Consider the following 12,885-nt stretch of genomic DNA (forward strand, 5'->3'; position numbering starts at 1 on the left):
GTGCCCGGTCGCCGGTATTTCCCGGTTTGGCGCGCGCGGGCCACTCACTCGGATACGCCGCGCAGTCACGAGATTACCTGGCTCGGCGCGGGATGGCCGGGATTCCGCTGGTAACAAGTCCGTGAATCAGGAGGCCAAAATCACTGCATTATCGTGATCGGCTGCCGAAAGGGCCATAAGGAGAAGATGGAACGCGGCGGAGAAATGGAGGCCAAGTCGTCCGCTATTCAGCTTCACGGGTGAAAACGTCCCGGCGCTGGCGCGTGGCGCGCTCGGGGTCGCGCTCGGGGTCGCGCTCGGGATGGCGACGCTCACCGCCTGCCTCCCGGCGTCGTTCCCGCCGCCGAGCCACCAGGGCACGGTCACCCGCCCGGTCACGCCCGCCGCCGGCCCGCTACCGGCCCGCTACCGGCAGCCTTGGCGCCGGGAACCGTCGGTGCCATGGCCGCCGTCTCGTCGGCCCGGCAGGTGCCGCAGGTCCTGGACCCTCTCGGAGTGGTGCCGGCGCAGGTCCTGGACCCTCTCGGAGTGGTGCCGGCGCAGGTCCTGGACCCTCTCGGAGTGGAAGCGGACCGGGGCCGCTCGCGTCACCGGCCCGCAGGCCCGCCCGGACGCCCCGGACGCCCCGGACGCCCCGGACGCCCCGGACGCCCCGGACGCCCCGGACGCCCCGGACGTCGAGGACACACGGCCGGAACCAGCCGTCCGGTCAGGGGGCCGGCTCCGGCTCCGCCGGCTCGGCGCCCTTCGTCCCGCGCATGGAGGGGAAGAGGACGACGTCGCGCAGCGTCGGGGCGTCGGTGAGCAGCGCGACGAACCGGTCGATACCCAGGCCCAGGCCGGACATCGGCGGCATACCGTACTCCATCGCCTCGATGAAGTCCTCTTCGAGCATCATCGTCTCGTCGTCGCCGGCGGCCCGCAGCTCGGCCTGCTCCTCCAGCCGCGCCCGCTGGTCAACCGGGTCGACCAGCTCGGAGTACGCCTTGACGATCTCCCAGCCGTTCACGACGACCTGGAAGATGTCCAGCCGGGTCGGGTCGTCGTCGCTGCGCCGGGCCAGCGGCACCAGCTCCACCGGGTGGCCGACGAGGAAGCACGGCTGGACCAGCTCGGGCCGCACCGTCTTCTTGTAGAGAAGGTCGACGAGCGCCGCGTAGGAGGCCGCCTTGCTGACATCCAGGCCAAAGCCGGCGCACTTCGTCTTCAACGTCTCGAAGTCGCGCACGACCCGCAAATCGATCCCGGTGCGGCTTTCGACGGCATCCCGGTAGTCGATGACCGGCCAGTCGGCACCGAAGTCGAGCTCGGTGCCCTCGTAGGTCGCCGTCCTGGAACCGATCACGTCATCGAGGACGGCTAGGATCAGCTCACGGACAAAGCGCATGTTGTCGTGGTAGTCCCAGTACGCCGCGTACCATTCGACCATCGTGAACTCCTGCAGGTGCGAGGGGTCGATGCCCTCGTTGCGGAAGTTTCGGCCGATCTCGTAGACCCGGTCGAACGAGCCGGCGACGACCCGCTTGAGGTAGGTCTCCACCGCGATGCGCAGGTAGAAGTCCTCGCCGAGCGCGTTGTGCCGGGTGATGAACGGACGCGCCGCGGCACCGGAGGCCGCGTCGGTGAGGATCGGCGTCTCGACCTCGAGGAAGTCGGCGTCGTCGAGGAAGCTCCGAATACGGCTGATGACCCGGGACCTGATGCGGAACCGTTCCCGGGACTCCGGGTTGGCCAGCAGGTCCAGGTAGCGGCGCCGGTAGCGGGTCTCGACGTCGGCGACGCCGTGCCACTTGTCCGGCAGCGCGCGCACCGTCCTGTTGAGCAGCATGAAGTCGGTGGCGCCTACGGTCCGCTCGCCCTTACGGGTGGTGTAGACGGTGCCGGTGACGCCGACGAAGTCGCCGACCTTCACCGAGCTGTGCCACTCCTTGTAGGTCTCCTCGCCCAGCTCGTTGCGGTTCAGCGAGATCTGCACCCGGCCGGCCCGGTCCTGGATGGTCCCGAAGACGAGGCCACCCATCCGGCGCCACAGCATGAGACGCCCTGCGACGCGGGCGGGCGTGCCGTCCGGCGCCGTCTGGACGTCCGCCGACGTCAGGTCCGTCTGGTACCCGGACCTGGGCAGCCGTGCCGCCCCGTCGACCGTCGGCTCGTCGGCTGTCATCGAACCCGCACCTTCTTCACACCGCGCGACCGTCACCCACCGCGCGACCGTCGGAGGCCGGCCGTCGCCGCGCTGGCACTGACGGGCAGCCCCTGGGTCGCCGCCTGGCGACTCCCGGGCGCACCGATGCGCCGCGAGGCGATACCCAGCGTACCGATCTGCGGTCCAGACCCCGTGCGCCGTCAGGCGGCGCCGCGGTGCCGCGGTATTGCGGTACCGCGGCATTGCGGTACCGAAAACGGCCGGTGCCGGGAACGGTGGCCGCGCGGCCGGGCCGCCGCCGCCGGTCACCGGGCGGGGCCGGACCCAGGCGGCCGCGTGAGAGGCCGGCGGGCCGGGTACGGACTCCCAGGTGGACCTGCACCTTTCCGCTCTCGGCGGAACGCCGTGCCGGAATCATGACCGCTCGGCCACCGTTGGCGTAGGCGTCGAGGAAGACGTCTGGACCCATCGGGGCACGACGGCGCTGTCGGCCCCGTCCGCGACGAGGTGGCCGGGTTCTGACGGATAGGTTTCTGTTCGATGCGTGAGGACATGCCTCGGCGGAGCTAGCATGCGGATACCGGCTGTCGTGTGGTCGGTCGCAGCTCGAAGGAGCGCACATGTTCGAGAGATTCACCGACCGGGCACGTCGGGTCGTCGTCCTGGCTCAAGAAGAGGCCAGGATGCTCAACCACAACTACATCGGCACCGAGCACATCCTCCTCGGCCTGATCCACGAGGGTGAGGGTGTCGCGGCGAAGGCGCTGGAGTCGCTGGGGATCTCGCTCGAGGGTGTGCGGTCGCAGGTTGAAGAGATCATCGGTCAGGGCCAGCAGGCCCCGAGCGGGCACATCCCCTTCACCCCGCGCGCGAAGAAGGTCCTCGAGCTGTCCCTGCGCGAGGCGCTGCAGCTCGGTCACAACTACATCGGCACCGAGCACATCCTCCTCGGCCTGATCCGCGAGGGTGAGGGTGTCGCCGCCCAGGTGCTGGTGAAGCTCGGCGCCGACCTCAACCGGGTCCGCCAGCAGGTCATCCAGCTGCTGTCCGGCTACCAGGGCAAGGGCGACCCGGCGACCGCCGGCGCGCCGTCCGAGGGCACGCCGTCGACGTCGCTGGTGCTCGACCAGTTCGGCCGCAACCTGACCGCGGCCGCCCGCGAGTCCAAGCTCGACCCGGTCATCGGGCGCGAGAAGGAAATCGAGCGGGTCATGCAGGTGCTGTCGCGGCGGACCAAGAACAACCCGGTCTTGATCGGCGAGCCCGGCGTCGGCAAGACCGCGGTCGTCGAGGGCCTGGCGCAGGCGATCGTCAAGGGCGAGGTGCCCGAGACACTCAAGGACAAGCAGCTGTACACCCTCGACCTCGGCGCGCTGGTCGCCGGTTCCCGCTACCGCGGTGACTTCGAGGAGCGGCTGAAGAAGGTCCTCAAGGAGATCCGCACCCGCGGCGACATCATCCTGTTCATCGACGAGCTGCACACGCTCGTCGGGGCGGGTGCCGCCGAGGGCGCGATCGATGCCGCGTCGATCCTCAAGCCGATGCTGGCTCGTGGCGAGCTGCAGACCATCGGCGCGACCACGCTCGACGAGTACCGCAAGCACCTGGAGAAGGACGCGGCGCTGGAGCGCCGGTTCCAGCCGATCCAGGTCGCGGAGCCGTCGGTGGCGCACACCATCGAGATCCTCAAGGGCCTGCGCGACCGGTACGAGGCGCACCACCGCGTCTCGATCACCGACGCCGCCCTCGTCGCCGCCGCGTCGCTGGCCGACCGGTACATCTCGGACCGCTTCCTGCCGGACAAGGCGATCGACCTGATCGACGAGGCCGGCTCCCGGATGCGCATCCGCCGGATGACCGCGCCGCCGGACCTGCGCGAGTTCGACGAGCGCATCGCGAACGTCCGCCGGGACAAGGAGTCCGCGATCGACGCGCAGGACTTCGAGAAGGCGGCGTCGCTGCGCGACAAGGAGAAGAACCTGATCGCGGACAAGGGCAAGCGCGAGAAGGAGTGGAAGGCCGGCGACATGGACGTCGTCGCCGAGGTCGGCGACGAGGAGATCGCCGAGGTGCTCGCCATCTGGACGGGCATCCCGGTCTTCAAGCTGACCGAGGAGGAGACGGCCCGCCTCCTGCGCATGGAGGACGAGCTGCACCGGCGCGTCATCGGCCAGCAGCAGGCCATCAAGGCCGTCTCCCAGGCGATCCGGCGTACCCGGGCCGGCCTGAAGGACCCGAAGCGCCCCGGCGGCTCGTTCATCTTCGCCGGCCCGTCCGGTGTCGGTAAGACCGAGCTTTCCAAGACGCTGGCCGAGTTCCTGTTCGGCGACGAGGACGCGCTCATCCAGCTCGACATGTCCGAGTACATGGAGAAGCACACCGTCTCGCGGCTGGTGGGCTCCCCGCCCGGCTATGTCGGCTACGAGGAGGGCGGCCAGCTCACCGAGCGGGTGCGCCGCAAGCCGTTCTCGGTGGTCCTGTTCGACGAGGTCGAGAAGGCCCACCCGGACGTCTTCAACACGCTCCTGCAGATCCTGGAGGACGGCCGCCTGACCGACTCCCAGGGCCGGCTGGTCGACTTCAAGAACACCGTCCTGATCATGACGTCGAACCTGGGCACCCGCGACATCTCCAAGGGCCCGGGCATCGGCTTCGCGACCGGCCAGGGCGCGGTCGACTACGAGCGGATGAAGGCCAAGGTCCAGGACGAGCTCAAGCAGCACTTCCGGCCCGAGTTCCTCAACCGCATCGACGACATCATCGTCTTCCACCAGCTGTCCCAGGACGAGATCATCCAGATCGTCGACCTGATGCTGGCCCGGGTCGACTCGCAGCTGAAGAACAAGGACATGGCGCTGGAGCTCACGCCGGCCGCCAAGCAGCTGCTCGCCGTCCGCGGCTACGACCCCGTGCTGGGCGCCCGGCCGCTGCGCCGGACGATCCAGCGGGAGATCGAGGACGTCCTGTCCGAGAAGATCCTGTACGGCACACTGAAGCCGGGCGAGATCGTGATCGGTGACGTCGAGGGTGACCCCACCGCCGAGGACGCGAAGTTCGTCTTCCGCGGCGAGACGAAGCCGAGCTCGGTCCCGGACACCCCGCCCATCGACCTGGCCAAGTCCGGCGAGTAAGGCCGGGCGCGCAGCGCCCTGGCCGGGTAGGTGTGCAGGAGACAGCTCGGCATAAACTGAACAGCAAGGTTGGGAGGGCGGTCACGGCTTCGTGGCCGCCCTTCCGCATGTCAGCACCACGCGACACGGACACGAACGGGGGGCGAACGGCCATGGCACGACATCCGTCGGCAGGTAGTGGAGTTCATCTGACGTTCGGCGCGGACCCCGCCACGTCGATGGTCGTCTCCTGGCTGGGCGACGATGAGCCATCCGCGGGGAGTTCCACGGCCGGCTCGGCCGGTCCGCTGGCCGCGCTGCGCCAGGGGCTGCGTCCGCAGCCAAGGCGGCCGGAGGTGCGGTTCGCGCCGGCCGAGCCGGACGGCGCCGCGGCAGGCCCGGTCCCCGGCGACGACGCGGCCGAGCGGGCGGCGGCGACGACCAGCACGTTCCGGGACGCGGCCCGGCGCCGCCACCACGTCCACCACGCCCGGCTGACCGGGCTCCGGCCGGGGACCCGCTACCGGTACACGATCGAGCCGGCACCCATGGGCGAACCCGCCACCGGCGAGTTCCGCACCCCCGCGGCGCCCGGCGCGGACGAGGCCTTCACCTTCACCTGCTTCGGTGACCATGGCACCGACCAGCCGGACGACCCGTACGGCACCGCCGCGTCCAGGGCCGTCGTCGGCGCGCTCGACCGCCTGGAACCGCTGTTCAACCTGGCGCTCGGTGACCTCACCTACGCGAGCCTGCGCAAGGACCCGGCCCGGGCCTGGGCCGACTGGTTCCGGATGATCTCGCCGTCGGCCCGGTGCCGGCCGTGGATGCCGGTCGCGGGCAACCACGAGAGCGAACGCGGGATGGGCCGGTTCGGCCTGACGCCGTACCAGGCGTACTTCCTGTCACCGCCCAACGGCGCCGGCCCCGACTATGAGGGGCTCTGGTACGCCTTCACGGTCGGCCGGGCCCGGTTCGTCATGGTGTTCGGCGAGGACGTCTGCTACCAGGACCACGGCGAGGTGTACCTGCGCGGCTTCAGCGAGGGCCGGCAGACGGCCTGGCTGGAGCGCACGCTTCGCGAGGCCCGCGCCGACGACACGATCGACTGGGTCGTCGTCGGCATCCACCAGGTCGCCATGTCCACCGCCGCGCACCACAACGGCGGCGATCTCGGGCTGCGCGCGGAGTGGCTGCCGCTGTTCGACCGCTACGACGTCGACCTGGTGCTCTGTGGCCACGAGCATCACTACGAGCGAACCCATCCGGTCCGCGGGTTCGTGCCCGGTTCGGCCGAGCTGACGCCGCGGCCGGCGGTGACGGCGCAGCACGCCGTCGCCAGCGCCGCGCCGCTGGCGGCCACCGGGCCGCTCGTCGGCTCACTCGGCCCGGGACCGGCCGGCGCCGAGCTTGAGCACGTCGACGCGACCGCCGGGACGGTGCACCTCACGATCGGCACGGGCGGCTCGTCGACACCAAGCGCCGAGGCGCTGTTCGACCCGCCCGCCGGCCGGGTGGTCGTCGAGGCGGAGAAGCGCGGCGGCGGCCGGCGGCGCACCATCTACCGGCTGGAGGAGGCGCCGTGGCTCGCGGCCCGCTCCACCAAGCACCCGTACGCGTTCGCCGCCCTGCGCGTCGACCCGGGAGAGCCCGGCGGCACCACGACCATCCGCGTCACGGTCCACGACTCCCTCGCGCCCGACGAGCCGCCGTTCGACGAGGTGATCCTCACCCGCCCCCGCCGCGACGCCACCTGACGTCAGGGGCAGGCGGCGTTGACCGGCGACCCGGACGGTCGGGCCTGACGGTCAGCGGTCGGCGTCCTCACCGGCCTCCGCGCCGGGACGACCGCGGGTGGCGATCTGGTGGGCCGCGCGGTAGAGCCGCCACGGGGTGCGGGTCCGGCGTCGCAGCTGCATCACCGGGCTGTCCTGGCCTGCGATGATCAGCCGGTGCAGGTCGGCCGGCCTGGTGTCGCCGGTGACGATGAGCCGGCGCACCGCGAACGGGTCGCCCGCTCGGGGGTGCAGCCCGTAGCCGACCTCGCAGGCATTGGCGAAGCCCGCCTCCGCGACCGCCGACCGGACCGTCCGGGTGTGGTAGCCGAACGGGTAGCAGAAACTGCGGACCGGACGGGCCAGCCGGTCCGACAGAAGCCGGCGGCTGCGCACGATGTCCGAGCGCATGAGGTGCGCGGGCATCAGGTCCAGCTCGGCGTGCGCGTGCCCGTGCGACCCGATCTCGATGCCCGCCGCCGCGACCTCGGCGATCTGCGGCCAGTCCATGATCCGCAGCTCGGCCTCGCGGTAGCCGGCCATCCAGCCGGCCTTGCGCGCGACATGCGCGGTCGGCACGTACAGCGTGGCCCCGCAGCCGGCCGCCACCAGCTGCTCCGTCGCGCCGAGGAAGTCGACGAAACCGTCATCGAACGTGACGGCGACCGTCCGGTCGTCCGGCTCGTCCAACGCCGCCGACAGCCCGACCAGCCGGTAGCCGGCGTCCACCAGCGTGCCGAGCTGGTCGGCGAACAGCCCCGGGTCGACCTGCCAACGCCGAAACGCGCTGCTCGCCCCCCGCCCGACGCTGTGGTACATCAGCACGGGGAGACGACCACGGTCAGACCACGCCGACGAGTCCTGGCCACCGGCCGAACCCGAAGCCGACCACCCGGCCGCCCGGCCGTTCACGCGCATCGCCTCCAGCTCACCACGCCACGGCGGCCGGGCCGCCATGAGACGTATCGGTCACGGCCGGGCCGGTTGCGGAGACTCCGGCGCCGGCACCGCGGCCCCGTCGCGCCGGGCGGACAGGAGCGCCGCTCCCACGAAGCTGACCACGGTCGTCGCCGAGCCCAGGAGCAGCAGCAGCACGCGCCCGGCGGCGGCGGGCTGGCCCCGCACCGCCGCGCGCAGGCCGCTGAACACACCAGCCGGCAGGATCCGCAGGAGAAAGTCCTGCTCAGGGCCCAGTGACGACCTCCGGCGCAGCGGACGCGCGCGCCCCGAGCCACGGGTGATCACCCTGAGCAGCGCCTTCGACCGTCCTTCCTCCCAGCAACGACGCAGCACATAACGCGGCGAGCTGCGCTGACGCGGCACCCGATGGTGGATGACGGCCGCCGGCTCATACAGGAACTGACCACCTTCGTGCAGCCGCTGCGCGCGGATGCAGAACTCGGTCTCCTCGCATCCCGCGGCGCCCTTCGCCTTGCGGCCCAGCCGGTCGTCGAAACCGCCAACCTCGTCGAAGAGACGCCGCCGGAAGAGCGCACAGCCGCCGAACACGTTCCGGACCGGCTGGCAGGACGCGGGCAGGCCCTGATGACTGCACCCGACCGTCCACAGCAGCTCGTCCGGAAACCACCCCGGCTGCGCGGATTCCCACGCCGGCAGCGTCCGGCCACCGACCCCGAGCACGTCCGGTGAGCTCGCCGCCGCCGCCACCAGCGACTCAAGCCACGCCGGCTCCGCCGTCGCGTCATCGTCGAGGAACGCGACATAGTCCGTCGTCACGGCCCGCAGCCCGGTGTTGCGAGCGTTGGACAGGCCGGTCCGGCCGCCCGTCGACAAAACCTGCTCGTCACCACCACGATCGTGCAGCTTCTTCAACAGCTCGTCGTCACCGTCGACGACCACGATCACCTGATCGGGCACGCGGGTCTGTGCGCGCAGCGACTCGAGCGCCGCCGCCAACAGCGCGTACCGCACCACCAGATGACTGCAGACGACGACACTCACCGTGCTCACGGGGCCTCCCCCGCGAGCCCGGCGCGGCGCGCCGCCACCGGCTCCAGCCAGGTCCGACCTGATTCCGCACATGCAGTCATGGCGCTGCCTACGCCCCCGTCGTGAATCCCCCGTACCAGACCCGTCCCACCGTGGCCCCGCGGACGCCCAGGACGGGCATCTAGCGCCTACGGCTGCGTACCTGGCATTCCCGAGAACGACCCTAGCAGCCGATCGACCCCGGTCAGGACAGGCTTCGCTAACGCTGGGCCGGCTCCTGGACCAGGTCGGCGACGACGACAGTGGTGTCGTCGCGGGCGCCGGCGAGCAGTGCGGCCTCGACGAGCGCGTCGGCGGCCCGCTCCGGGGGATCGTTCGCGAGCTGGTGCAACAGGCCGTAGAGCTGCTCGGGCTTCATGACCTTGGTCATGCCGTCGCTGGAGAGCACCACCCGGTCGCCGGCCTGGACCGCGACCTGGAAGAGGTCCATCTCGACCTCGTCGGCCAGGCCGATCGCGTTCAGCAACGGGCCACCGGTGATGGCGTGCGGGGTGGTGAGCTGGCGTGGCTCACCCCGGCCCGGCTGCAGCCAGACGGTGCTGTCGCCCACATGGGCCACGGTGATGGCCCGGCCGGTCTGCTCCTCACGGCCGAGCACGACGACGTCGAGCGTGCACGCCATGCCCCGCCAGCTCGGCTCGGACCTCGGCCGCTCCCGGACCATCTTGTTCGCCCGCACGACCGCGGCACGCAGGCCCTCGCGCGGATCGGCGGCGTACTGCGGCCGGAAACCGGCGACCGTGGTCACGGCCAGGGTCGAGGCGATCTGCCCGGCGGCCTCACCACCAACCCCGTCGGCGACCGCGAGCAGGCCGTCCACGACGACGAAGGCGTCCTCGTTCGGGCCGCCGCGCTTGCCTCTGCGGGTCCGACCGGCAGCCGCCAGCCGCAGCGGCGGCGCGGAGAAGTGCTCGGGCTCCTCGGCCACGTAGGGGCCGGCCGTCGCCGCCACGGTCGCTGGTTCCGCCGGCGGGCTCGGCGCGGCGACGGGCGCCGCGGGAACGGGCTCGGCCGGCGGCGCGGCATCCAGCCAGCTGGCCGGGGCAGCGGCGGGCTGGCTGTCACGGGCCGCGGGCAGGTTCCAGGCGTCGTCCTCGGCCGCGGTCGTGGCGTCCGGGGCGCCGGCCGGCGCCGGGCCCGGGTCGGCCGAGCGGGGGTGCGGTGCGCCACTGGGTGGCGGGGCCCAACCGGTCGCATCCGGGTCGCGGTCGTCGGCCGGCCAGCCGCCGTCCGTCGGAACCTGCGTCGTCACGTCATCTCTCCAGGCTTGACCGAGGGCAGGGTCGACGCGGCGGGCGTCGACGTCGGGGGCAGGCGCGGCCGGTCGCTGGCCGAGTCCGGGCACGAGGTCGGCAGGGTCCGTGTACTCGACGTCCGGCGGGCCGAAGGGGCTTCCGCCGCCGCGCCGGGCCGGCCGGCCCGTGTCCGGCGGGCTCCCGTCGTCCTGCCCGCGGCGGCGGGAACGCGACCCGCCCTGGGTAGGAGGTGGCTGCGCGCCGGGGCCGTACGTCGTTCGGCTGGAGCGGCTGGACAGCACGACGAAGACCGTGGCGCCCACGACCAGGACGACGATCAGCATGATCGGTAGCAGTGAGCTTTTCATGGCCTCCGTACCCCACCGCCGCGACGCGATCAGACCGACTTGGGAACCTTGCGTAGGCGGCACTGATCGTGCCGGCCATGCTGCCAGATCACCGACCTGTCCGGTCGCCGGCACCTGCCCCCGCCAGTCCGAACAGCCCCGGCCATCCATATCTCGATGTCCGTCCAAACAACGACATCAGCCCCGGGGCGGATGGCGAATTGTCGGAACGCCGACACAGCGGACCCCCGACACCCGCGCCCAGCCACAGGACGGACCTCCCGTCTGGCCAGATCATCCCGCGAGACTGTCGCGGGACGGGCCTGAAAGGCTATCTTCCACCCGAATCCCGCCGTCCTAGGCACAACCCGCGGGTTCGCGGCCGGTGGGCGATCGATCCCCACCGAGAGCCCGGTCGGCGTCGTCAGGAAGCCGGCCGCAGTGAGGTCAGTGGACGCGTTGATCGGTGGGACAGTCGAGCTCGCTGGCGTGTGTGAGGCCGTCGACCGACAGGTGAGTGCCGAGCCGGACCGGGCCGGCCTCGCTCGCGAGGATCCCCGTCCAGTTACCGGCGGCCTTGAAGACGCAGGCGTTTCCCTCGGTGATCGACCAGAACGACGTGAAGTGCACCAGCACCGTGGCCAGGCCCGGCTTGGTGAAGTCGACCGCCAACGAGCTGACTCCCAGCTCGGTGAGCTTCGCCGGCCCCTGCACCAGGCCGGTCGCGTCGGTGACGATCCAGATCTTCCAGTTGGCGTTCTGCCAGCCGAGCTGCAGGTACGGCAGGCCGGACCGCAGCAGCGCGGCCTCCGCCTGCGCCGACGGGTCCAGCGGGACGTCCGGCAGCGCGATGTAGGTGACCCCACGGGCCAGCAGCCAGTCGTGGTAGGTCTTCGCGGTCAGCGTCCCGTCGTAGAACAGGGAGTTGTACTTGCTGTCCAGCTGACGCAGCCAGCCGCGCGCCATGGGCACCTTCGGTGCGACGTAGCGGGCCTCCCAGTGCGCCTGGGTGAACGGCACCTCCACCCGGCCGACCGGCACCGGGCCGCCGCGGTCCAGGTAGTTCAACATCCCGCTGTAGTAACTGGACGAGGCGGACGGGTCGCCCTGGGTGGCAAGCGCGCCCTGGACCGGGCCGATCGACCAGCCGATCAGCGGCACGGCCACGATCAGCAGGACCTTCGGCCGTCTGGCCAGCAGCACGGCGGCCATCGGCCCGGCCAGCAGCGTCGCCGGCCGGGTGATGTTCCCGCCGACCGTCGTCGGCAGCACGAAGAAGACCGTCGCGGACAGGGCCCAGAGCAGCAGGCCACGGCGCACCGCCCGCTCCCGGCGCGGCACCACGAGCAGGCCGCCGACGATCAGTGTCAGCAGCGACAGGTAGGTCAGCGCGGGAAAGGGCTGGGTGCCCTCCTCGGGGAAGACCAGTGAGACCACGATCCCGCAGATCGCGCCGGCCATCGGCAGGATCCGCCGCCACGACAGGCTGCCGATGAGGGCGACCCCGACCAGCAGCACGAAGGCGCCCGCCAGTGGCGACGCGAGCGACGAGCAGACCGCGCCCGCCAGGGCGGCCCACCAGCGGCGTTCCCGCACACCGACCAGCGCCAGCGCGCCGAACGCCAGCCCGAGCGCGAACGGCCCGCGACCGACGATGAGGTCGGCGACCGTGACGACGGCGAACCAGAGCACGGGAAGGTCATGGCCGCGGCGGGCCCGCGGCCCGCGCAGCAGCCGCGCCACCAGCACCGTCGAGGCGACGCAGGACAGCGCGGCCAGCAGCTGCGCGCCGAACAACGCCCCAAGCGGTGGGAACAGGACGCTGTAGCCCGGGATGGTGTGCCCGCCGTACCACTGGTCGTCCCACAGCCGGGCGCCGCCGTGCTCGAAGAGCCAGACGCGGTATTCCTGGGCCGGGGTGTCGGGACCGGTCAGGCCGAGGCTCAGCGAGAGCGCGCACAGCGCCGCGGTCAGCAGCCACGGCCGCGCCCGGATCAGCTGGCCCTCCCGGAGCGCCACCAGCCGGACGACCCGCCGGGCGCCGCGCAGCCTGGCCAGCGGCCCCCGATCATCACCTGGTTCGACGGATTCGCCGGCCCGCGTAGGGTCCTGGAGGGCATGGCCGGCTCCGGCCGGCGGGCCGGGGATGTCCCGCCGGGTCGGAGGGCCGGCCACGAGGTCGTTTCCAGGCACGCTGGCCGGGCGCGGCGGTTCGATGGTCGAGGGACCAGGCGCGGCCGACGGCGCCGTGTCGACGAACGA

Annotated in this window: 7 protein-coding genes; 2 read left to right on the forward strand and 5 right to left on the reverse strand. The window is 71.9% G+C overall.

Annotated elements, in window-relative coordinates:
* Positions 1–709: 709 nt before the first annotated feature.
* Positions 710–2,164 carry a lysine--tRNA ligase gene (gene lysS, locus FRADC12_RS12635; protein WP_045876792.1) on the reverse strand — a complete coding sequence of 485 codons (1,455 nt, stop codon included), beginning with the start codon at positions 2,162–2,164 and terminating at the stop codon, positions 710–712.
* Positions 2,165–2,766: 602 nt separating this feature from the next.
* Between lysS and FRADC12_RS12640 the strand changes: the two genes are divergently transcribed.
* Both FRADC12_RS12640 and FRADC12_RS12645 read left to right on the forward strand, forming a co-directional pair.
* A complete protein-coding gene (locus tag FRADC12_RS12640; RefSeq protein ID WP_045876793.1) occupies positions 2,767–5,277 on the forward strand; it encodes an ATP-dependent Clp protease ATP-binding subunit in 2,511 nt (836 codons plus the stop codon).
* 152 nt (positions 5,278–5,429) lie between these two features.
* Complete coding sequence (locus FRADC12_RS12645) at positions 5,430–7,013, forward strand: purple acid phosphatase family protein (RefSeq protein WP_084010655.1); 1,584 nt, start codon at positions 5,430–5,432, stop codon at positions 7,011–7,013.
* Positions 7,014–7,064: 51 nt separating this feature from the next.
* On the opposite strand, the gene FRADC12_RS12650 is transcribed toward FRADC12_RS12645, so the two are convergent.
* The 4 genes from FRADC12_RS12650 to FRADC12_RS12665 all read right to left on the reverse strand — a co-directional run bounded on the left by FRADC12_RS12650 (position 7,065) and on the right by FRADC12_RS12665 (position 12,798).
* Entirely contained in the window at positions 7,065–7,850 is a 786-nt protein-coding gene (locus FRADC12_RS12650) for a polysaccharide deacetylase family protein (RefSeq protein WP_052711277.1), read from the reverse strand.
* Between the two features lie 150 nt (positions 7,851–8,000).
* Entirely contained in the window at positions 8,001–9,002 is a 1,002-nt protein-coding gene (locus FRADC12_RS12655; protein ID WP_045876795.1) for a glycosyltransferase family 2 protein, read from the reverse strand.
* Positions 9,003–9,240: 238 nt separating this feature from the next.
* Positions 9,241–10,644, reverse strand: a complete 1,404-nt coding sequence (locus FRADC12_RS12660; RefSeq protein ID WP_045876796.1) for a protein phosphatase 2C domain-containing protein — start codon at positions 10,642–10,644, stop codon at positions 9,241–9,243.
* Positions 10,645–11,070: 426 nt separating this feature from the next.
* Positions 11,071–12,798: a putative glycosyltransferase family protein gene (locus FRADC12_RS12665; protein WP_502685247.1), complete on the reverse strand. Its 1,728-nt coding sequence runs from the start codon at positions 12,796–12,798 to the stop codon at positions 11,071–11,073.
* Positions 12,799–12,885: the final 87 nt, after the last annotated feature.

Source organism: Pseudofrankia sp. DC12 (assembly GCF_000966285.1).
Classification (GTDB): Bacteria; Actinomycetota; Actinomycetes; order Frankiales; family Frankiaceae; genus Pseudofrankia.